The following is a 21,720-nucleotide window of genomic DNA, read 5'->3' on the forward strand; positions in this document are numbered from 1 at the left end:
TGAATTATACAACATTCTTAACCATTAAGTTAGACGAAAATCAATATTATTGAAATTTAGCCGTTGGTTCAATGAATTGATGTTCTCCGCCGTATTAATCTTGAGAATAGAATTCAGGGGTCGAATCAATCAAGGAGATATTATGAAAATTATTCTGTTTATGTTATTACTGGTATTTTTCGGGAGTGTTGCCGGGGCGGAAATTGTCACGGAAACCATTGAATATCGCCAGGGCAATACGGTTCTGGAAGGCTATCTGGCCTATGATAAAGCAATAACCGGGAAACGACCGGGCGTGGCGGTGGTCCATGAATGGACCGGTATCAATGATTATACCAAGATGAGAACCGAAAAACTGGCCGGAATGGGATATGTGGCTCTGGCGGTTGATATTTATGGCAAAGGAATCCGGCCGCTAAATAGCGAAGAGGCCGCGGCCCAGGCCAAAATATATCGCAGTGATCGGCAATTGATGCGGGAGCGGATAAAAGCCGGAGTTGATTTTCTCAAAAAACAAAAGTTGGTCGATTCCATGCAGGTTGCGGCTATCGGTTACTGCTTCGGCGGCGGGGCGGTTCTGGAACTGGCCCGGTCGGGCGCGGCCGTTTCCGGAGTGGTCAGTTTCCATGGTAACCTGGATACGCCGAATCCTGACGATGCCCGCAACATCCGCTGTAAGGTGCTGGTTTTGCATGGCGCCGATGATCCCTATGTCCCGGCCGAACAGGTAACCGCCTTTCAGGCTGAAATGAGACAGGCAGGAGTGGATTGGCAGATGATATTTTATGGGGGAGCGGTTCACAGCTTCACCAATCCCGGGGCGGGAGATGATCCTTCGCGAGGAACGGCTTATAATGCCTCGGCCGATCGGCGTTCCTGGCAAGCCATGAAGCAGTTTTTCGGTGAAATATTTAATAGATAGAAACTATTATGGGCAGACAGGCGGATCGCCATCCTTGTAAAGGTACTTTATCAGGTAGGTAACATCAAGAATATTTATGACTCCGTTGCCGTCTTCATCGCCCGATTCGATCGGCGATGGGGCCTCGCCGTTCTTGTATAGATAGTTGACCAGAAAAGTAACATCGAGGATATTCAAAGCGCCGCTACCATCGGCATCGCCGCAAGTGGGGGGATATATAACTTCAACATTAAGAGAATCTCCAACACAGAAATAGCCGTTATCATTACCGAATAAAACGGTGGTATGCAACGGCAGAGCATACTGACCGGCGGTGTTGCATACCAGTGACAATTCCAGATCAAGGCTGTCGCCCGGATTGATATCATTGGTAATCGTGCCATCCGGATCAGTGATCACCCAGTAACAGGTCTTGTATTCGGAATAGACGGAATCGACCATTTCCTCAAAAACAATTTCTACCGGATTGCCGTTTATTGTCACCGCGTATTCGGTGATTACGAATTCGGTTGGCAGATTGTCGGAAAAGTATAATCCCAATAACTCAAAATTCTCATTGTTGACCAGATACCGGTTGATTGTCAGAGTATCGGCAGACGTTATAATATCAGCGGAAAGCGAATAATCGCTGTTAAAATTTGATCCGGCGGGATAAACCTGGTCGTCGGCCCCAAGGGACTGTGCGGCCAGACATAATCCCACGATAAATATGGTCCCCGCAAATCTGGTCATAAAAATTTCCATCCCCTATTTCGGAAAGACCGGTACGGCTTGTAAATCAAAGTAATTATAAAACTTATGGGAATAAAGTAATCAATTTTCGGGAATTATGCAAACCATTTTTGCCCGGGAAGATCAACGGCTTTATCGGGATGTCCGAAATGACCTTCGGGCTTGACATTGGCATGGATTATGATTATTGTTGGCCGACATGATGGATAAGGGTTTCCGGGCCGACCCTTCCGACCGTCAAAAGATTATGACGGCGAAAACGTGAAAGGATCACAGGAATTCGCACATTTATTCTGAATCTTCCCGACAGACCACTCCAGCCCGAACGGCCTGACTGGTACCGATTAAGAATAGATACGGACAGGACATAATTTGGAGGTTTCTTATGAAATCGGCGACGAAAGGATTATTGTTTTTACTGATTGCGATTCTGGCTTTCGGAGGTTGCAGCAGTCAGCGACGGGTTAAAGACGGCGACAAAGTCAAAGTGAATTACACCGGCCGGTTCGAAGACGGTGAGGAATTCGATTCCTCACGGGACCGCGAACCGCTTGAGGTAACGATTGGTAGCGGCGATATTATCCCCGGATTCGAAATCGGCCTGCTGGGAATGGCGGTCGGCGAAACCAAAACCATCACCATTACCCCTGATGAAGCCTATGGTCAGGTTCGATCCGACCTGATTGCCACGATACCCAAAAGCCAATTCCCCCCGGATATGAATCTGGTCGCGGGCCAGCAACTTCAATCGCAGCAGCCCGACGGACGGGTTATGACCGTGACGGTCAAAGAAGTCATGGCCGATTCGGTGACGATCGATGCCAACCATCCGATGGCCGGGAAGACGCTGTTGTTTGATGTGGAAGTAGTGGAAATCATGTAGTTATGAATTTCTCGGAAATAAAAAAGGCTCCGTAATGGCGGGGCCTTTTTTATTTCCGGAATCTCCGGTTCAATTACCGCCCGGTTCGGATTCCTTTTCTTCCAGTTCGATTTCCGATTGTTCGATCGGTTTGAGTGACGGGAAGTAGATGACATCGCGGATGTTCTTACTGTCGGTCAAAAGCGCCACCATCCGGTCAATACCCAGTCCCAGGCCGGACATCGGCGGCATCCCGTATTCCATGCAGATTATATAATCTTCCTCGAGCATCATCGCTTCATCATCGCCCCGGGCGGCCAGTTCCTTTTGATCGAGCAGGCGGTTCTTTTGCTCGATCGGGTCGACCAACTCCGAATAGGCTTTAACCAGCTCCCATGAATTTATCACCACCTGGAACATATCCAGCCGGTCCGGATTATCATCCGTTTGGCGGGCCAGCGGGACCAGGATGCTGGGATGCATGGTCAGGAAGGTAGGCTGGATTAATTTGGGGCGGCTGTATTTTTTATACAGCGAATCGATCAGCGATCCCTGGCCGACATGTTTGTCCAGTTCGATATCGAGATTTCGCTTTTTAACTTCCTCTTTCAATTGCTCCAGGGTTGTAATAGTATCCAGGTCGATTCCGGTATCGCGAAGGACCAGATCGCGGTAGGTAATTTCCTGCCATTCACCGGAGAAATCGATCTTTTCGCCCTGGTATTCTATTTCGAGCGACCCGGTAGTCTGTTTGACCATCGCCTGGATCATTTCCCGGATGAATTTCATGTTATCACGGTAATTCCAGTAGGCGACGTAATATTCCAGCATAGTGAATTCCTGGAGGTGCGATGGGTCGATACCCTCGTTGCGGAAACACTTCCCGATTTCGTACACTCGCTCATAACCGCCGACCATCAACCGTTTGAGATAAGTCTCCGGGGCGATTCGCAGGTACAGCGGGAGATCAAGAGCGTTATGATGGGTGACAAAGGGTCGGGCCGAGGCACCGGAGGAGGCCACCTGCAGAATAGGGGTTTCCACTTCGAAAAAACCATGCTCATCGAGATAACGGCGCATGAACCGGAGAATCTCATTTCGTTTGGCGAACCGTTCCATGGTTTCGCGATTGGAGATCAGGTCGAGATAACGCTGGCGGGCCTGCTGTTCCCGATCTATCAAACCGTGCCATTTTTCCGGAAGCGAGCGCAGGGCCTTAGCCAGCAGGCGGCATTCTTTGACATTGAGGGTTCGTTCGCCTTTTTGGGTGGTAAACATCACCCCCTTGATCCCGATATAATCGCCGACGTCGAGATGCTTGACCAGGAATTTATACAGGTCGGCCTCGATATTTCTGGCATTGAGAGCGAACTGGACTTTTCCGGTGTGATCCTGGATATGGGCAAAAGTCAGTTTACCCATCACCCGAAAGGCGATAATCCGCCCGGCCGTGGAAACATTGTCGGTTCCATCGGGGACATTTTTCAACTCGGTACAGAAGTGTGTCTTATCGTATTTTTCCGGGTAACGCGGGGGAAACCTTTTCATCCATTCTTCCAGTTTTCCCAGGCGGACACCGTAATAATCTATTCCCATACGAAACCTCCAGTCGCGGTATAATAATCGAATCCGATGCATAGATGTTAAGCAAACCGGGCCTTAAAATCAACGTCTAAGTTCCATCGGACGGTATTAATACGATTGAATCGGGCGGGGTCGGCATAAAAAAGAGCGGGTGAAGAATTCTTCACCCGCCCCGCATAAATCAACAGCCTTCAGAAATCAGAAGGCGGAAAGATTAATCGGCATCGAGGATACTGACCGCCTCGGCCCTGTCAACATCCATAACGTAGGTAATCCCGCTTCTTTCGGCGGCCTCTTTGGTAAGAGCGCAGAGATCGTCGCGGGTCATATGTTCCAGCGAGAATTTCCGGGCTCCGGCCATCAACTGGCGAAGACCCTGGGCCAGGCGTTCATAGTAGGTATAAAGACCGATCGCACCGGCCGGGATTTTCGCGAATTCATTGTTACCCAGTTCATGACGAAGATCGGCGGCGGTGACGAAAATCTCGTCGATGGTGCTTCCGAACCGTTCCACGTAAACCGGGAGTTGATGGGCATTGATAGCATTGCCGATGGTTTTGCCGACCATGGCGGCGGCAATCGGCGAACGCGCCATACCGATCATTTTTACGAACGGAGCGCCCAGGGCGAGGCCCTTGAAAATCTGATCCTCGAACGTGAACCCACCGGCCAGAACCAGCGGCGGGACATATTCGCCACGGTCGTGGAGCCTTTTGGTATATTCGTAAAGCATCGAGTGAAGTTCCACTGGCGGGATACCCCATTCATTCATCATGCGCCACGGGCTCATTCCGGTTCCGCCCCCGGCACCGTCCACGGTGAGCAGGTCGATGTTGTATTTCGAGGCGAACTTTATGGCCCGGGCCAGATCCGAGGGACGGTACGCGCCGGTTTTCAGGAAAACATACTTGGCGCCGGCGGCCCGAAGTTCACCCACCCGCTGGGCAAAAGATTCCTCGGTCACCATGCCGACCCGGGAGTGACGCTCGAACTCCTTAAAAGCGCCATTCTCAAAGGCCTGAATGACTTCGGGATTGGTCGGATTGGGCAGGACCACATAGCCGCGCTGATAAAGCAGTTGGGCTTTTTTGAGGTCCTTGATCTTGACTTCGCCGCCGATATTTTTGGCGCCCTGGCCCCATTTTAATTCGACACAATGGACACCCAATTTCTCGATGGCGTATTCCTGGGTACCCAGGCGGGTATCCTCGATATTGGCCTGAACGATAGTGGCCCCGTAGCCGTCGCGCTGATGATCCTGGTACAATTTAACCCGGCGTTTAAGATCGACCGTATCGATTACGCGGCCGTTGCCGTTGAATTTTGATTCCGGGTCCATACCGACGACATTCTCGCCGATTGTCAGACCGGTTCCTGCCAGGGCGGACCCGATGGCCAGACCTTCCCAGTTATTTTTGGCCACATCGGTTGATCCGATTCCGGGGATGATCCAGGGTAAACGGAATTTGACGCCCTTATCGTGCCCGATCATAACCTCAAGCTTGACATTGGGGAAAATGGCCTTATCGCTGTCCTCTTCGATACCATGAGCGCCGACGGCGGTTCCCATGATATTGAAATGAGAATAATCAACCGGGTAATTTTTCTCCCCGGCGGTAGTGATAACGCCGAATGGCTGGGGGTAGATAACTTCATGACCGCGATAGGCCGATTTACCGATTTCACACATCCCGATACACCCGTCCACGCAGGTAACACACATGCCGGAATTGGGGACAACCGAATCCTCGGTTCTGTTTTTGGTCAGGGTTGCCGCCGAAGCATTCACACGCGTAAATGACATTGCTTTTTCTCCTCTATACTTTGGCTCTTTTATTTTCAATCTTTTCTTATTTCACAAGCGACACACGGTTTCATATAGCACATCATGTCGTCAAATTTCTCTTTTTCCAGGCAAGGCGGGGCCAGGTTAGCGCAACCGCCGCAAATGGCTTTTTCCGGTTCGGTGAAGGTGCACCGGAGTTCGCAGGCCGGGCAGACATAGATACATCCACCGCACAACCGGCAGACATCGGATTTGATGTCGAACGGCGTTCCCAGGGAACGGTTTTCCCCGCGACCCCGGAAGCCGATGGCACCGGCCATCATTTGTTCCTGACACATCCTCACGCATCGCCCGCAAAGGATGCAATCCTCATACTCCTGGCGAAAACGCTGTTGTTTGATTGCGTGGGCCGAGGCCAGATCCTGAATGGTCTTGGACTGCGGGCAGGAGGCCAGCAGAAGTTCCAGAATCATCCGGCGGGCTTTAACAACGCGCGTCGATGCGGTTCGGACCTTAAGACCCTCCTGGGCCGGATAAGTACATGATGTCACCAGCCGCGAGTTGGGCGGATCACCTATTTCCACCACGCAGAGGCGGCAGGCACCGTAGGGCGTCAATCCTTCCATATGGCAGAGAGTCGGAATAGGGAAACCCAGAAACTGGGCCGCCTCGAGCAGGGTGGTGCCCTCTTCGACGGCGAGCTTGACTCCGTTTATGGTTAAATTAATCATACTGTTTTACCTCCTGAGACCACCGCCGCTGCCTCCTTTTCGTTTTTTACCGCGCGGGTGAATTCCAGATCACAACGCAGGCATCGACAGGCTTCGCGCCGGGCTTCGCCCGTCGAAAGGGATTCCTCGACCTCGGCGAAATTGCGTTTCCGCCACTCAACCGAAGCGCGCGGAGTTTCCGCCCGTTTCATTTGCTGTATTTCTTCAGGTTCTATTTTGACCGGTTCGACGTAGACACGGGGAAGATTGGGCCGATGGGCCTGTTTCAGTTCTTGACCTTTCAGGTACCGCTCGATCATGATAGCCGCCCGTTTTCCGGCCGCGATAGAATCGACCACGGTGTTCGGGCCGGTGACCACATCGCCGGCGGCGAACACCCCGGGGCGGTTGGTCAGAAGCGTTTCCCGGTCAACCTTGACAGTGTCCCATTCGGTTGTTTCAATACCGCTGGAGTGCGCCGGGGCGATACAATCGGTTCCGGAATCCTCGCCGATAGCCACCACCAGAGTGTCCAGATCAACGCTGAATTCCGAGCCTTCGACCGGAAGCGGCCGCCGCCGGCCGCTGCTGTCAAGATCGCCCAGCCGATTGCGGAGGCAGACCAGCGAGGCCACGTGACCGTTTTTCTTGACAATCCGAACCGGCGTGACCAGAGTCTCGATTTTGATTCCTTCCTGTTCGGCCGCTTCGATTTCCTCTTCGAAGGACGGCATTTCATTCCGGGTCCGGCGATAGAAAATCGTCACGCCGGAAACCTCTTTCTGGCGAAGAGCCATGCGGGCGGCATCGAAAGCGGAGTTCCCGCCGCCGATAATCCCGACCCGGCCTTTGGCTTTCTGTTGATTTTTCAAATTGAATGATTTCAGGAATTCTATCGAGGGATAAACTCCTTCGGCATCCTCGTTCTCGATTTTTAGAGGCTTACTCTTGTGAGCTCCCATAGCCAGAAGGACTGCCTTGAAACCATCTTTGAATAAGCCATCCACGGTGAGTTTGGCACCAAGCGGCCGGTTGCAGATAACCTCGATATTGTCGTCCAGAAGAGAATCGATCTCTTTCTGGATAGTCTCGCGGGGAAGCCTGTAAGCCGGGATGGCGCAGGTTAACATGCCGCCGGGACAATCCTCGGCTTCGAACACGGTCACCCTGCAACCGCGAAGCGACAGATAGTGGGCCGTTGTCAGCCCCGCCGGTCCGGAACCGATGATAGCTACCCGTGGCGGTTCACCGTCGGTCCATACCTCGCGGATCGGGATATAGGTCGAAGGCTCGATCCGGTCGGTGATAAAACGTTTTAGCGAGCGAATGGCAATCGGATCGCCTCCCGAAGTCCCCGCTTTGCATCGCGACTCGCACGGATGATGACAGACGCGGGCGCAAACTGACGGGAAGGGGTTGGCTTCGCGGATAACCGTGTAGGCCTTTTCATATTCACCTCCGGCGATATAAGCCACATAGCGCCAGGCCTCTGTTCCCAAGGGACAGGCCGACTGGCACGGAGCGCCGACCAGGTCATGACAGACGAAGGCCGAACACTTTTTCTCCCTGATATGCTCCTCATATTCATGGCGGAAATATTTAAGGGTGCTGAGGACCGGGTTGGCCGCCGATTGACCCAGGCCGCACATGGAAGTATCCCGGACGACCACCGCCAGTTCCTCGAGCAGATCAAGATGTTCCATAGTGGCCACCCCGCGCGTGATATCATCGAGAATCTCGTACATCCGTTGCGTGCCCTTGCGGCAGGTGTAACATTTGCCGCAGGATTCATCTTTCAGGAAGCCCATGAAATATTTGGCGACATCAACCATGCAGGTATTATCATCCATGACAATCATGCCGCCGGAGCCCATAATCGAACCGGCCCTGGCCAGATTATCATAGTCGATCGGCAGATCGAACATGCGGGCGGGGATACAGCCGCCGGAGGGGCCGCCGGTCTGAACGGCCTTTATTTTGCCGCCCCCGGAGGCGCCGCCGCCGATATCATAAACCACTTCGCCGATGGTAATTCCCAGAGGGACCTCGACCAGACCGGTATTCCTGATTTTTCCGACCAGCGAGAAAATCTTGGTCCCGGTATTGCCCGGAACACCCACTTTGGCGTACTCGGCCGCGCCCTTGTTAATGACATCGGGGATATTGGCCAGCGTTTCAACATTGTTGATACAGGTTGGATGTCCCCAGAGACCTTTGGCGATCGGGTAGGGTGGCCGCTGGCGGGGTTCACCCATATGCCCTTCAATAGATCGAATCAGGGCCGTTTCCTCGCCGCAGACAAAAGCCCCGGCGCCACGGAAAATCTTGATATCGAACTTGATTCCGCATCCGAGGACATTGTCTCCAAGCAGGCCCATTTCCCGGGCCTGTCGTAGCCCGATCAGGCAATGCTTGATGGCCAGCGGGTATTCGCTGCGGACATAAATGTAACCCTTGGTGGCCCCAATGGCCAGGGCCGCGATAATCATACCCTCAATTATGGCATGAGGATTTCCCTCGAGAACAGCCCGATCCATATAGGCCCCGGGATCGCCCTCATCGGCATTACAGATAATGTATTTTTCTTCGCCTTTGCGGCCGGAAGCCCGGGCAAACTGCCATTTCCTCCCGGTCGGGAAACCGGCTCCGCCGCGGCCTCTCAAACCCGAAGCGATCACCTCATTGACGACCCATTCGGGATCATTCTTTAGGATTACTTTTTCAAGGGCTTTATAGCCGCCGTTTTCGATATAATCGAAAATCCGGATAGGATCGATTTTTTCATTTTTGCCAAGAATATTCCGGGTTTGCCGTCGGAAAAAAGGAATATCCTGTTTCTTTTCAATCGCTGTTCCGTTGACATCCCTATAAATCACTGCCTGAGCGACATAACCGCCCAGCGCGGCATCGATAACTTTGGGGATATCTTCCATTTTCAGTTTGGGATAGAAATGGCCGTAGGGTTCGACCACGATATAGGGATTCATTTCACAGAAGCCGTGACATCCGGTTATTTTCAGATTAATCCGTTCTCTGAGGCTTCTTTCCAGGATATATCTTTTTACAATTCGGATAATATCATTGACTCCGCTGGCCTGGGCCCCGGTATCGGCACTGATAACCAAGGTCGGTTTAACCTCTTGGATTTCATTATCGCTGATAATGCGGCGGCGGAAATCAATCAATTCCTGAACCGTTTTTAGTTTTCTCATTTGTCATTACTCCTCATATCTCACCGCATTATTCGATTCCGGCGCCGCGCAGGTCAAGCATATGACCATGGCACCCGCGCCGCGAACAAATTTGCACCACCCCGCCGCCGCGGACAATCATTGGGACCATCGGCGCTCCGCATTCGCCGCACCGGGCGCCGCCGGTCAATTCCGCATGGCAATGGGGGCAGAACATTTGAACGATGGTGTCGGGGGGAATCTCGAATTCGGCTTCGACATTATAACTGCCGTAGACGCTCGACAGGGCCAGTCGGCCATGATTATTGCCGAATGAAATGGTTACCCGGATTGGAGGGTGACCGTCAATCCGATGCCTGGGATCAAGCAGGCTATGGTTACAATGGGCACAGCTGACATCGAGCGGGAAGACCCGTTCATCGGTCTCGACCTCGATTCGGTCCAATCCCCGACGGGCTTTATCCAGAATGCCTTTGACCATTGAGGTTTTGACATTGGAGAAATAATGTCCATCGACTACGACCACCGGCCCGATGGCACAGGCACCCAGGCAGTTGACGGTTTCGAAGGTGAATTCACGATCGTCGGTAGTCTGACCGGCTCTGATACCCAGTTGATTTTCGATTTCACGGGCGATAGAGGGACCGCCCCGAACATGGCAGGCCGTTCCCAGGCAGGCCGAGATCAAATGTTTACCGCGCGGCTTCAGGCTGAAAGCCTTATAAAAAGTAGCCACTCCGTAAATATCGACCAGGGACCGCCTGGTTTTCAGCGACACCTCTCTCAGCGCTTCCTCGGGAAGATAGCCGTATTTCGACTGTATATCACCCAGAATGGCGATAATACCCTCCCTTTCGTTTTCATGTTTTTTCAGGATACCCGAAATTTCGACATGATCCATATGGCTTAACCTTCCGTACAGTTGAATCATCTATACATTGACAAAATGGTTTGAAATCAGCGGTAATACTCACAATGCCAGACTCCATCATCGGGCCTGGGCCGGGTGCAGGTATCTCGAATGGCACAACTGACACAGAGCCCCTTGAATGGTTTTTGTGGTGAATGATTGTTGTTTGAGGATTTGGCTGTGTTTTGGGAATGACCGCGATGGCCATCATTCTTTTGATCTGGCGATGAAGATTTATCGTCAATCATGACATGGCACGGCACAAAACTCTAAATTGCGTGACCGGTGAAATCAGGGAGAATTTCTTACTTGAATTTGTTTGTACCGGAAGACTCTGGAATAAAATTAGCTTGACAGATTCTTTCCGGCGGCGCTTCTTAATTACAAAGCGCTTTTAAACGAGAGACTCGACCTGTTCTCCCTCCATCAAGAATAGCAAGGAGTTTAAATGGGGAAGAAAAGGCTGGTCCCTCCTTTAAAAGCGCTTTTAATTAAGATAAATCTCCCTGATTACCTGTTTAATATTTGACCAATTATATAACAATAAGCGTGCCAAACATTTGATATATACCAGGGATGTTTTTTGCTGTTTCCCGCCCGTTGTACAGCGCGTTTATTTTATTGATAGACAATAGATTATAATGATTGAATGAAAAATACTGCGTATTTCTCGAAATGCTACCGGTAAAACCGGCCTCATATATCTGAGGATAATCGTCCCGCCGGGGAAATATTCCCCGGTCAAATACTCAGGAGGGTTTGTCTTTGAATCCCTCCAATTTTTTGCGGAGTGTCTTGCGATCGATCCCCAATATTTCGGCGGCCCTGGTTTTATTGCCATCAACTCCGGCCAGGACATTATGGATGTATTCGGCTTCAATCTCTGCCAGAGATCGATCAAGCCCCGCCTCGCGGATAATGGAGAATCGCATCAAGGCCGGCAGGTCGGGGACATTGATAACATCATCATCGGTCATAACCACCAGCCGCTGGATAACGTTCTCCAGTTCGCGAACATTGCCGGGCCAGTAGTAGTTTTTCAGAATATCCAGTGTTTCATCGGAAAATCTGGGGGTTGGTTTGCCGAATTCCTCGGCGAATTTGCGGGTGAAGTGATTGATCAGGAGAAAAATATCATCACCCCGCTCACGTAATGGGGGCACCGCGATAGTGATAACACTGAGACGAAAAAACAGATCTTCACGGAAGGAACCTTTGTTGACAAGGTTGCGAAGGTCTTTATTGGTGGCGGCCAGAATCCGGACATCGACTTTTCTGGTTCGGCTGGCCCCAACCATGCAGACCTCCTTATCCTGTAATACCCGAAGCAGTTTAACCTGCATCGGCAGGCCGGTCTCGCTGATTTCGTCAAAAAAGATGGTGCCGCCTTCGGCGGTCTGAAAATACCCGGCGCGCGATTCAGTGGCCCCGGTAAAGGCCCCTTTGACATAACCGAATAGCTCGCTTTCCAGAAGACCCTCAGGAATACCACCGCAATTAACCGGCACCATGGGAGCCGAAGCCCGGGGACTGCTGTAATGAATAGCCCTGGCCACCAGTTCCTTTCCGGTTCCGCTTTCCCCGGTAATTAAAACCGTGGCCGAGGTCATAGCCGCTTTGGCAATCGACCGGAAAACATCCTGAAGAATCGGCGATTCCCCAATAATACCATAGCGGGAGCCGGATTTGGCGGTGGTCCTTGACCGGGCAATGCGCTGGGCTTTGAGTTTATCGAGAACCCGCCGCACCGCCGTGAATAATTCCTCGTCCGTAAACGGTTTGGGCAGGTATTCCTCGGCTCCGCTTTTAACCGCCTTGACTGCTCCGGTGACCGTGGCATGGCCGGTAATCATCATCACCTCGGTATCGCGAATATTTTCACGGACATGCCGTATAAGATCAAGGCCGCTGACTTTCGGCATTTTCAGGTCGGTGATAACCAGATCGACCGGGGTGCCTTTTAAAAACTGGATGGCCTCCATGACCCCTGTGGCGGTAAATACCTGGTAACCCTGCGATGACAGGTTTCGCTGAAGAATTTCGAGAGTATCCACAGCATCGTCGACCACCAGAATTGATGGTTTATCTTTAGTCATGCTCGATTTCTCCATTACCGGTAAAATGGTTGCCGTTAACCAGCGGCAGACAGACCTCGAAACGGGCTCCCTTTCCCGGCTCGCTATCGACCCCGATAGAGCCTCCGTGGCCCACCACTATTCCCTGAACCACCGCCAGCCCCAATCCGGTTCCCTCGTTGATATCCTTGGTGGTGTAAAAGGGCAGGAAAATTTTATCAATAACCTTTTTGTCGATACCGTGACCGGTATCGGCAACTATCAATAGTGCCTGGTCATCTTTAAGATCGGTTTCGATGGTCAGATTACCGCCCCGGGGCATGGCTTGGATGGCATTGACGACCAGGTTAACCAAAACCTGGGATATCTGCCCGGCATCGGCCCGAATATCCGGCAAATCCGAGTAATATATCTGAGTCAGGATAATTCCGGCTTTAGCGCAACGGGATTCCAGAAGAAACAGGCTGTCTTTGATAATCCGATTGAGGTTGGTCGATTCTTTTTGAGCCGGAGCCTGTCGGGCAAATAGCATCAATTTTTTGACAATCTCGCGGGCATGGAGTGAGGCCGCCTCGATTTTTTCCAAATCCTGACCCACCTGGGCAGGTGTTTCCGGGTCCTTTCTGGCCAGCTGGGCGAATCCCAGGATACTGCCCAGCGGCTCGTTCAGCTCATGGGCCACTCCGGCCGCCAGTTGGCCAATGGTTGCCAGCCGGTCGGCATGCCGCAACTGCTCCTGGAGATTGATCTTATCTTCCTCGGCCTGGCGCCGTTCGATAATCATGGCGATTTCGGCGGCGACAGCATCGATCAAGTCCCGTTCTTCGCGAAGAAACGCTCCTTCATCAAGTTCGGGCATGATTTTGACATAACCCACTTCGACCCGGCCGCGGCGAACTTCAAGGGAAATGATATCGGCACCGATTTTCTGAACACAACGGTCGAAACTGATGGTGGCATAACGGCGTCCATCCAGTTCGATCTGGGCCGCCGCTATTTCCGGATGAAGCCAGCCCGGCGGCAGGAGTTGAACGCCTTCCCTTAGAATATCGTCAATCGATCGGTCCGGATTGGCCGCGGCCCGGGCAATCCGGTACAGGCAGGTCAGTTCCTTGACCCGTTCGCGCAGGGCGACCCGGGTACTCCGGTAGCTTATAGTCATCCCGAGGATGTGACTGATTTCCTCATAGGCTTCGACCAGTTCGTAAGTAAAATAATCGATTGGCCGCGCTTTTAAGATCAACAATCCCTTTTTGCCATCATCAGTTTCAAAGGGCATCAACGCTGTCGATTGAAAACCGGGAAAGAGTTCGCTTTTTATTTCAATCGAATCTTGTCCCCTGACGGGAATTCTGATACTTTCTCCCGCGAAATTAATACACAGACTTCCCTTATTGGCAACCAGCGGGGGAGATGGCACCAAGGAAATATCCGCCGCTTTCTGACAGATTATTTCAGTCGTATGGTCGCCGGTCAAACAGGGCAGACAAACTCTGTCGGCCGTTTTCAGGCAGGGGCGCGTCTCCAGATGAAAGGTCTCATCGATATTCCGGCCGCATATACAATGCAACATATCATTGTTCTGCCCCAGCCTAATTTCCAGCTCATCGCACTCCGAAAAATTAACCAGCAGAGAAGCTATTTTTCTCATAAAATCGGAACGGCGTAGTCTGCGATCGGCCAGCTGGAGAATCTGGTGTGAGAGGAAAATAAAATCCTTGGCCGATCTGGCTGATGGTCTGTTCCGGACTATTTCCGGCGGCCGGCTTTTTCGAGAAAACATGTTCTTTTCCGCTTTTAAACTGCTTCAAACGGCCGCAAGTGGCTGTTTTTATGGTATAGAATGCGCATAACTGCGGAAATGTCAAGAAGATTAATAGGTCCGCTGAGTTCCGGGGGATTGAGTCGATATATACCAAGGCGGACCTGTCCGATCCGCTTCAGGATGCTCTATGGCGCCAGGACAGTGTATTTGACAGCGGCGGAATCACACAATCCGGAAGCATCACAGGCTTTCAGCCAAATTGCTTCGGTCCCGGTCCAGCCGGTGACGGGAATGTCAATGTTCATCACCCGTTGTTCGATCCGGACCATGAGATTTTCATTGCCGGAGAAACTCCAATTGATTTCTTCAATTGGTTTATCATCGCTGATAAATGAATCGAGCGGGATATCGAGGAATTTTTCCCCGATCATGATTGTCTGATCGGATATGGTAAGGATTTCAGGGGCTCGATTATCGATGGTAACCGGCATACCCATCAAGGGCCAGATAATCCAGACAAAAAGCCCCAGCACAATCAAAAGTAAAAGACTGGCGGGGATTCCGGCCATGAAAAATGTTCCGCTGGTAAACTGCCGGCTTTCATAGGCAATGGCATTAGGGGCGGCACCAACCAGAAGCAGGAACGGCATCCCGGCCACCGCCAGCGACGAAAACATGACCACTTCCGGGGCCACTCCGAGATAGGGTGCAATCACCAGCGCCACCGGGAGCGAGATGGCGATGGCGGCAACATTCATAATCAGGTTGGTCATAATCAGGATAAAGAGCGAAATACCCATGACGAATATAAACCAGTGAGCATCCTTGAGAATCGCCAGCCACTGGATAGCGATCCAGCTGGCGGCTCCGGTTTGCCAGAGACAGAAACCGATACTCATGGCCCCGCCGAACAGCAGGACGATATTCCAGGGAATTTCCTCCAGATCATCAATGGTCAGGATTTTCAAAAGAAAAAAGAGGAGAGTGGCGATCAGGATTACGGCGCTTTTATTCAAATCCTCGAGAAACGGGATAAAGGAGCGCAGACTCATAACGGCGATGGTGGCGAAGACAATCACCAGGGTCAGAATTTCCCGGCGAGTGATTCCACCCAGGTTGTTATTCAGGGTTTCGACTCTTTGGCGAAGGCCGGGGATAGTTTTTTGTTCCGGCTTGAACATAATCATCATCAATCCCCAGAGCAGAATAACCATGACCGCGCCGAGCGGAAACATGTATTCCGAGAGGCCGAAGAAGGTAATTTCGCGGCCGATAATACTTTTGAAAAAGCCAATTGCGACCGCCCCGCGGGCCGCTCCGAGTAGAGTGATAACGCTTCCTGCCCCAGCCACGAAAGCCATGCCGATAAAAAGCCCCTTGCCGAATTGGGTTGGCTTATCACCCTCATCGTAGAGCGAATAAATGGCCATCAGGAGGGGAAAGACAGCGGCGGCCACGGCCGTATGGGCCATAATCAGAGTCAACATGGCGGTCATGATAAAGCATCCCAGATAGATCATACTGGTTTTTTCGCCGACCAGCAGGAGCATTTTGTAGGCCATGCGTTTGGTCAATCCGGTTCGGGCAAAAGCCATCCCGATCACCACCGAGCCGACAATAAACCAAACCGAGGGGTCGAGAAAATCGGTGAAAGCCACCCGGGTGTCGCGGATCAGGAAAAGGGCCTGGATCACGCCAATGGCGATCCCGGTGACGCCGATGGGGATAACCTCGAACACCCACCAGACAGCGGCCAGGAAAAACAGCCCCAAGGCCGCCTTACCCTCGTAAGTTAAAACGAAATGCTGTCCTTTGGGATCTATGGCATCGGGCCAGTCAGGAGAAAAATAGACGATAGCGAAAAGAAAGAGCCCCAGAAAAATGAAGAACAGCCTTTTCCAGTCAAACTTACGGGTTACCCTGGCCAGGTAAATATCGCGCGGCATCGATGATGGTTCTTTGCCGCTCCCCCCGCGTTCGTCCCTGTCACGATACTTTCTGTACATAGGTTCTCCAATTATGGAAGGACCCCCGCCTTACAGCATCAGTCCTCAAGTAAATGCGCCACCTCGTTAAACACATCCACACTGCGGACCACACCGACCACCTTCTGTTGGTCGAGAACAGGCAGAAGGTTGAGGTCTTTGGTAATCATCTTGAAGATAATTTTAGCCAGGTGATCATTGATATCGACGGTCGAAACAATTGGTTGCATCACCTCGCTGACCGGGTGTTCGGCCTGTTCCCTCATGCCGCTGGCGATCTTACCATAGGCCAGTTCGACCAGGTTGGGATCGCCCTCGATATCGAACAGTTTGCGGCGATGGGGGACCGACATAATTCGCATGAATTTCGGTTCCAGACCGCGCAGGATATCGCGGCGTCGGACAATTCCCAGCGGATGGTATTCCTCGTCGAAAACCAGCAGGGCTCGAGGCAGGGATTTCCGCCCATCAATATCAATTGAGGCATGTTCCATGATTTCTACGGCCTGGTGCAGGGTGGCAGTATGGAGAACATTAGGATACCGGTGAATGGGAATCATAATATCCCCGGCTCTTTTAGACGTCAGGGTCATAGCTTCCTCCAGCAAAACGCCATATATACAGGCGTTATTTATATATTATTCCCGGCGAAAAAGCAAGAGGCGCAGGTCAGGATTTTGATAAAACAAGCAAAATATGCAAAAGACAAAAACGATGATTAGGATAAATTCTATTGATCAGCCGCACGGACGGAAATAGGGCGCAATGGCCGCGCCCCTTATCAACCTGCAATCATATCAATCCAGCCGATGCATCTGAGTGTTTGGATCCCACGGCGGAATAACCAGTGGTTTTTGATCATATATTTTCAGGATTTCTTCGGGGACATATTTTTTTTTCACGATGATTCCGTAAACATAATTATCGAACCAATCGTTGTACAAGGTCCAGTAGCCGTCTTTGCCCTTCTTATCACCCCAGCTGTTTTCGACCAGCCATTTGACCGGCTGGCCGTCGGCCGTATCGACTCCGAGGAAAACCATCATATGATTAGAAGTACTCTCGAAATAGCGAGCCATATCCTCCTTACTCATGGTCAGGTCGATATCGAACACGGTTCCATAATCGTAAATATTGCCGGCCATAATCCCGTCGTCGCTGTCCTGGTCATGGCCGACATCGCAGGCAAATACGACCGGCTCATCATTGAGGACCGAAGCCATGGCAATCTTTTTGAGATTATCGACCGGGACACTGACATAGTGCAGATCATCGCGATCGTACATGTTCCGGGTATTTTGGGCCAGAATATGCCGGTAGTATTCCTGGGTGGGATTATCGAAGATATCGACATATTCATCGAGATCGACCCCGACCACATCATGGTAGAAACTCAACGGCGTATAGGTTCCCGAGACGATTGTTTTTTTGTCTTTGGTATCGTTTTCGGGTGTGTCATTTTGCTTGGCGGAATCGATTTGGGCGGTATCCTTAGTTTCATAGCGCCATTCGAATTGAACAGGCGGCATGCCGAGATTCATCACCAGCAGTTTATAAACATCGGCCAGCATTTTCTCCTTTTCGGTCCGCAGTTCGCTGACATTTGCGCCATCTTTGGCCATCCGTCTCAACCGGGCGGCATCGGAATGAAGCAGACGTTCCAGGGGGTAATTGAGGTTCCATGAATTTTCGGAGCTGTTGGTTTCGGGCATAATTTCTTTGGGAACGACCCCGTATTTTTCAATCAGGTTCACCGCCCATTGCCAATAGCCGCCATCGCCGATCGGACGGCGGAGGAGCCCCTCCATCTCCCGGTCAAGCGGGTCCCGGTCGCGGAATTCAATCATAAATTCCAGAAAGGTATTGGCTTTTTCCATCTTGTCCCAGAAGGCCAGGTAATTCTGGGAAAATTCGAAATTATCGAGTTTATATTTTTCGACCATGACCGGGCGGAGAGTATTAAGGCTGGCGAAAATCCAGCAGCGGCCGGAGGCTTTCTGGTCGGTGATGCCCCGACTTTTAATTTTATGGCTGAACAGATTATTGTGATCCCGGAGAAGATCGCGGTTCAAGGCCAATTTACTGATGTTATTATTGGTGACAGCGTTATACATGGCCCGGAGATACGGATCCATAATGAACCGGGAACGAATATTGTCGACCGTCTTCGGGGTCAGCGCCCCGTTTTCGCCGGCAAAGGCTAAACCTGTACAAAGCAGGCATAATGCCAGACCACTGGTTAAAATCGTAATCAGCCGTAATTTCATAATGACTCCTTAATGCCGGCAGGGAAATTGAAGCCCGTTTTTTTCAAATATAGGCCGGATCGATTCGATTGTCAAGGGAGGCGTATAGATACGAGAGGTTATTTAATCCACTGCATCTTCAGATGTCAGGGGCGGTTTTTACGGAGGAAATTTCCTTTCGATTTTTCGATCACTTCAAGCGCCTCATCACGCCCCATCCAGCCCTCAATCCCGGTCTTTTTTTGTTCCAACTCCTTGTAGATTCTGAAGAAATTCTCGATTTCCTTGAGCAGGTGGGGGGGAACCTGTTCCAGCTCCATAATATTGTTCCACATTGGATCGTTGATGGGAACGCAGAGGATTTTTTCATCGCTTCCCTTTTCGTCCCACATTTTGAAGACCCCCACCGGGCGGGCCTCGATCAGGCAACCGGGAAAGGTCGGCTCCCAGACCAGTACCAGAGCGTCGAGAGGATCGCCATCTTCGGCCAGAGTATCTATGATAAAGCCGTAATCGCTGGGATAATGAACTGCCGAGAAAAGCATCCGATCGAAGCAGATCATCTTCCGGACCGGATCGTACTCGTACCTATTGCGACTGCCTTTGATTATCTCCACCATGACTTCGACAATAATTTCATACCCATCCGGTGACATAGGAGACTCCTTTCCAACCAAGCCGGGTATCAGACATGATTACGCAACATCAATTCTTTCGGGTGCGGGTTAAGGTATATCTGGTCTTTGATGTACTCGATATTATGTTTTAAAACATAATGTTTTATAAGCGTCAGGGGAACGACCAGCGGTACCAGGGCGCGATGGTAATCCTCGATAACCGATAAAATCGATTGCTTGTCATCGGAAGTAATTTTATTCTTTAGAAAGCCAAGAATATGCATCAGAACATTGACATTCTTTTTAATCGTTGTCTTAACCCCGAGATTGTCCATGAATAACCGGCTGTATCGGTCCCGGAACTCAGTTGGGGGGAGGTCCTTGATCCTTGCCACCAATTGCCCCATTTCCCGGTAATGTTTCGGGCTGTGAGCCAGAAGCAGGTACTTGTGATTGGTGTGAAAATCAATCACCGACCGGCGGCTGAAACGATCGTCGAACAATTGATTCAGCCGGGCATAGGCAAAAACCCGAACGATAAAGTTTTCTCTCAGGGCCGGATCGTTAAGCCGTCCTTCCTCCTCAACCGGGAGAAGCGGAGAATGTCGTATCAGGGCGGCGGCATAAAGACCTCGTCCGGTCCTAGCGGGAATGCTTTTACTGAACACTTTCACCCGTTCCATCCCGCAACTGGGGGAATTTTTTTTCAGGATGTACCCCGACAGATTTTCGCGCTTCAGCTTTTTGGTCCATTTAGCGGCAAAGCGATTCATCCGATCGGTCCAGTCACGACGGCTTTTAATGCCGATCATACGCGGATTATCGGGAGAGCCTTCAAGTTGAACCGCCTCGCGCGGGACACTCATACCGACTTCAACCTCCGGGCAAACCGGGACAAAGTGGAAGTACTCCCCGAGAATATCAGTCAGATAGTGGTTCTGTTTATGCCCGCCATCGAAGCGGACTTTCTGACCCAGCAGGCAGGCGCTGATACCGATTCGAATTGATGATACCGATTTTCCGGCCGACACCATAGATAATCCCTTCTTTAGTTAATGTCCTGGATTATTTTCCGGATATACATCCAATTTAAACGATTCGGGAGGTATTCGAAAGGAAAAACGGTCGAGAGTGTCATTCCAAACAAGCGGGATAAAAAATCGCTCAATATCATAACCGGCATGGTTTAAATTTTACTGCAATCGTCCGATATCTAAAACATAATGGGAAATGCTCACCGACAGGAAATGGATTATGGCCAAGATAGATAACCTTTTGAAAATAGTCAAGTTAGCCGAAGCTTCTGACCTGCATCTGGTGGCCGGATCGGTCCCGATCATACGGGTCAATGGCGAACTCGAAAAAACCCGGCATCGGAATCTGTCCGAAGAGGATATTCGCCAGTTAATTTATGAGTTGTTATCTGATGATCAGATACGGCAATTCGAACGGACGGGCGATCTCGATCTGGCTCATGGAATAGATGGAGTGGGGCGATTTCGGCTGAATATTTATCGGACCAGCAAAGGATTGGCGGCCTCAATTCGACTTATCTCCGATGAAATCGCCGATCTGTCTTCGCTCGGCTTTTCCGAGGTAGCGGCCCGGCTGGCCGAAACCAAAGCGGGTCTGGTGCTGGTTACCGGTCCGACTAATTCGGGCAAGACAACCACTCTGGCGGCCATGGTCGATCATATCAACACCAACTTTTCCAAACATATTATTACGCTTGAGGATCCGATTGAATATATTCACCAGCCGAAAAACTCATTGATTTCGCAACGCCAGATCGGCCTTCATTCGCAGACTTTTGCCTCGGGACTACGGGCCGCCCTGCGCGAGGATCCCGATGTTATCCTGGTCGGTGAAATGCGCGATACCGAAACCATCTCACTGGCCGTAACGGCCGCCGAAGTCGGCCTGCTGGTGATGGGGACATTGCATACCTGCTCGGCGACAGCCACTATCGATCGCATCATCGATGTTTTTCCGTCCGATCAGCAGGCTCAGATTCGGATCATGCTGGCCGATTCTCTGGCAGGAATTATCTCGCAGCAATTATTACGACGGGCCAATGGAAGCGGTCGGGTAGTAGCTTATGAATTACTGTTGCAGAGCACTTCTATTTCAACCCAGATTCGTGAAGCCAAGACGCACCAGATTCAAACGGCCATTCAGACCGGAAGTAAGAAAGGTATGCGGCTTCTTGACAACCACCTGAGAAGCCTGGTCGAATCCGGAACCGTAACCGCCCGAGAGGCGGCCCGGGTGGCGGCCGACCCCGGCAGTTTTATCGAAATGCCGATTCCTATGGAACATGAGGTGAAAGTGTAAT

At 51.2% G+C, this 21,720-nt stretch carries 16 protein-coding genes; 3 read left to right on the plus strand and 13 right to left on the minus strand.

Features of this window, described 5'->3' with window-relative positions; genetic code table 11:
- The first annotated feature begins 142 nt into the window (after nucleotides 1–142).
- Nucleotides 143–922, plus strand: coding sequence for a dienelactone hydrolase family protein (locus JXQ28_06305; GenBank protein MBN2277340.1), 780 nt, complete (start codon nucleotides 143–145; stop codon nucleotides 920–922).
- Between the two features lie 6 nt (nucleotides 923–928).
- Here the strand turns inward: JXQ28_06305 and JXQ28_06310 are convergent, their stop codons facing one another.
- A complete protein-coding gene (locus JXQ28_06310; GenBank protein ID MBN2277341.1) occupies nucleotides 929–1,654 on the minus strand; it encodes a dockerin type I repeat-containing protein in 726 nt (241 codons plus the stop codon).
- Between the two features lie 385 nt (nucleotides 1,655–2,039).
- On the opposite strand from JXQ28_06310, the gene JXQ28_06315 reads away from it, so the two are divergent.
- A complete protein-coding gene (locus JXQ28_06315; protein MBN2277342.1) occupies nucleotides 2,040–2,537 on the plus strand; it encodes a peptidylprolyl isomerase in 498 nt (165 codons plus the stop codon).
- A 69-nt stretch (nucleotides 2,538–2,606) separates the two neighbouring features.
- Here the strand turns inward: JXQ28_06315 and lysS are convergent, their stop codons facing one another.
- From lysS to JXQ28_06375, 12 genes are all read right to left on the minus strand, one after another.
- Nucleotides 2,607–4,112, minus strand: coding sequence for a lysine--tRNA ligase (gene lysS, locus JXQ28_06320; protein ID MBN2277343.1), 1,506 nt, complete (start codon nucleotides 4,110–4,112; stop codon nucleotides 2,607–2,609).
- 202 nt (nucleotides 4,113–4,314) lie between these two features.
- The gene (locus JXQ28_06325) at nucleotides 4,315–5,904 is read right to left on the minus strand and encodes an FMN-binding glutamate synthase family protein (GenBank protein MBN2277344.1); all 1,590 of its coding nucleotides are present in this window, start codon (nucleotides 5,902–5,904) and stop codon (nucleotides 4,315–4,317) included.
- A gap of 35 nt (nucleotides 5,905–5,939) precedes the next feature.
- Nucleotides 5,940–6,617 carry a (2Fe-2S)-binding protein gene (locus JXQ28_06330; GenBank protein MBN2277345.1) on the minus strand — a complete coding sequence of 226 codons (678 nt, stop codon included), beginning with the start codon at nucleotides 6,615–6,617 and terminating at the stop codon, nucleotides 5,940–5,942.
- The gene (locus JXQ28_06335) at nucleotides 6,614–9,808 is read right to left on the minus strand and encodes an FAD-dependent oxidoreductase (GenBank protein ID MBN2277346.1); all 3,195 of its coding nucleotides are present in this window, start codon (nucleotides 9,806–9,808) and stop codon (nucleotides 6,614–6,616) included. Before JXQ28_06335 ends, JXQ28_06330 begins: the two co-directional genes overlap by 4 nt.
- A gap of 28 nt (nucleotides 9,809–9,836) precedes the next feature.
- Entirely contained in the window at nucleotides 9,837–10,718 is an 882-nt protein-coding gene (locus tag JXQ28_06340) for an NAD(P)H-dependent oxidoreductase subunit E (GenBank protein ID MBN2277347.1), read from the minus strand.
- A gap of 728 nt (nucleotides 10,719–11,446) precedes the next feature.
- Nucleotides 11,447–12,793, minus strand: coding sequence for a sigma-54-dependent Fis family transcriptional regulator (locus tag JXQ28_06345; protein MBN2277348.1), 1,347 nt, complete (start codon nucleotides 12,791–12,793; stop codon nucleotides 11,447–11,449).
- Complete coding sequence (locus JXQ28_06350) at nucleotides 12,786–14,555, minus strand: hypothetical protein (GenBank protein MBN2277349.1); 1,770 nt, start codon at nucleotides 14,553–14,555, stop codon at nucleotides 12,786–12,788. The genes JXQ28_06345 and JXQ28_06350 overlap by 8 nt, the downstream gene beginning before the upstream one ends.
- Nucleotides 14,556–14,722: 167 nt before the next feature.
- Nucleotides 14,723–16,483 (minus strand): SLC13/DASS family transporter, encoded by a 1,761-nt coding sequence (locus JXQ28_06355; protein ID MBN2277350.1) that lies wholly within the window; start codon nucleotides 16,481–16,483, stop codon nucleotides 14,723–14,725.
- A gap of 98 nt (nucleotides 16,484–16,581) precedes the next feature.
- The gene (locus tag JXQ28_06360) at nucleotides 16,582–17,115 is read right to left on the minus strand and encodes a CBS domain-containing protein (GenBank protein MBN2277351.1); all 534 of its coding nucleotides are present in this window, start codon (nucleotides 17,113–17,115) and stop codon (nucleotides 16,582–16,584) included.
- A 204-nt stretch (nucleotides 17,116–17,319) separates the two neighbouring features.
- Entirely contained in the window at nucleotides 17,320–18,789 is a 1,470-nt protein-coding gene (locus JXQ28_06365) for a C1 family peptidase (protein MBN2277352.1), read from the minus strand.
- Nucleotides 18,790–18,914: 125 nt separating this feature from the next.
- Nucleotides 18,915–19,424: an inorganic diphosphatase gene (locus tag JXQ28_06370; GenBank protein MBN2277353.1), complete on the minus strand. Its 510-nt coding sequence runs from the start codon at nucleotides 19,422–19,424 to the stop codon at nucleotides 18,915–18,917.
- A gap of 29 nt (nucleotides 19,425–19,453) precedes the next feature.
- Nucleotides 19,454–20,419 carry a DUF523 and DUF1722 domain-containing protein gene (locus tag JXQ28_06375; protein MBN2277354.1) on the minus strand — a complete coding sequence of 322 codons (966 nt, stop codon included), beginning with the start codon at nucleotides 20,417–20,419 and terminating at the stop codon, nucleotides 19,454–19,456.
- A 220-nt stretch (nucleotides 20,420–20,639) separates the two neighbouring features.
- Here JXQ28_06375 and JXQ28_06380 point away from each other — a divergent pair, with 220 nt between their 5' ends.
- On the plus strand, nucleotides 20,640–21,719 hold the full coding sequence (locus JXQ28_06380; GenBank protein ID MBN2277355.1) for a PilT/PilU family type 4a pilus ATPase: 1,080 nt from the start codon (nucleotides 20,640–20,642) through the stop codon (nucleotides 21,717–21,719).
- The last annotated feature ends 1 nt before the right edge of the window (nucleotide 21,720 follow it).

Source organism: Candidatus Zixiibacteriota bacterium, from assembly GCA_016933955.1.
In the GTDB taxonomy this organism is placed as follows: domain Bacteria; phylum Zixibacteria; class MSB-5A5; order GN15; family PGXB01; genus JAFGTT01.

Bases quoted from the DNA above. Each gene is read 5' to 3' on its own strand.
- JXQ28_06305 (MBN2277340.1), top strand. From the start codon at position 143: ATGAAAATTATTCTGTTTATGTTATTACTGGTATTTTTCGGGAGTGTT.
- JXQ28_06310 (MBN2277341.1), bottom strand. From the start codon at position 1,654: ATGACCAGATTTGCGGGGACCATATTTATCGTGGGATTATGTCTGGCC.
- JXQ28_06315 (MBN2277342.1), top strand. From the start codon at position 2,040: ATGAAATCGGCGACGAAAGGATTATTGTTTTTACTGATTGCGATTCTG.
- lysS (MBN2277343.1), bottom strand. From the start codon at position 4,112: ATGGGAATAGATTATTACGGTGTCCGCCTGGGAAAACTGGAAGAATGG.
- JXQ28_06325 (MBN2277344.1), bottom strand. From the start codon at position 5,904: ATGTCATTTACGCGTGTGAATGCTTCGGCGGCAACCCTGACCAAAAAC.
- JXQ28_06330 (MBN2277345.1), bottom strand. From the start codon at position 6,617: ATGATTAATTTAACCATAAACGGAGTCAAGCTCGCCGTCGAAGAGGGC.
- JXQ28_06335 (MBN2277346.1), bottom strand. From the start codon at position 9,808: ATGAGAAAACTAAAAACGGTTCAGGAATTGATTGATTTCCGCCGCCGC.
- JXQ28_06340 (MBN2277347.1), bottom strand. From the start codon at position 10,718: ATGATTCAACTGTACGGAAGGTTAAGCCATATGGATCATGTCGAAATT.
- JXQ28_06345 (MBN2277348.1), bottom strand. From the start codon at position 12,793: ATGACTAAAGATAAACCATCAATTCTGGTGGTCGACGATGCTGTGGAT.
- JXQ28_06350 (MBN2277349.1), bottom strand. From the start codon at position 14,555: ATGTTTTCTCGAAAAAGCCGGCCGCCGGAAATAGTCCGGAACAGACCA.
- JXQ28_06355 (MBN2277350.1), bottom strand. From the start codon at position 16,483: ATGCCGCGCGATATTTACCTGGCCAGGGTAACCCGTAAGTTTGACTGG.
- JXQ28_06360 (MBN2277351.1), bottom strand. From the start codon at position 17,115: ATGACCCTGACGTCTAAAAGAGCCGGGGATATTATGATTCCCATTCAC.
- JXQ28_06365 (MBN2277352.1), bottom strand. From the start codon at position 18,789: ATGAAATTACGGCTGATTACGATTTTAACCAGTGGTCTGGCATTATGC.
- JXQ28_06370 (MBN2277353.1), bottom strand. From the start codon at position 19,424: ATGTCACCGGATGGGTATGAAATTATTGTCGAAGTCATGGTGGAGATA.
- JXQ28_06375 (MBN2277354.1), bottom strand. From the start codon at position 20,419: ATGGTGTCGGCCGGAAAATCGGTATCATCAATTCGAATCGGTATCAGC.
- JXQ28_06380 (MBN2277355.1), top strand. From the start codon at position 20,640: ATGGCCAAGATAGATAACCTTTTGAAAATAGTCAAGTTAGCCGAAGCT.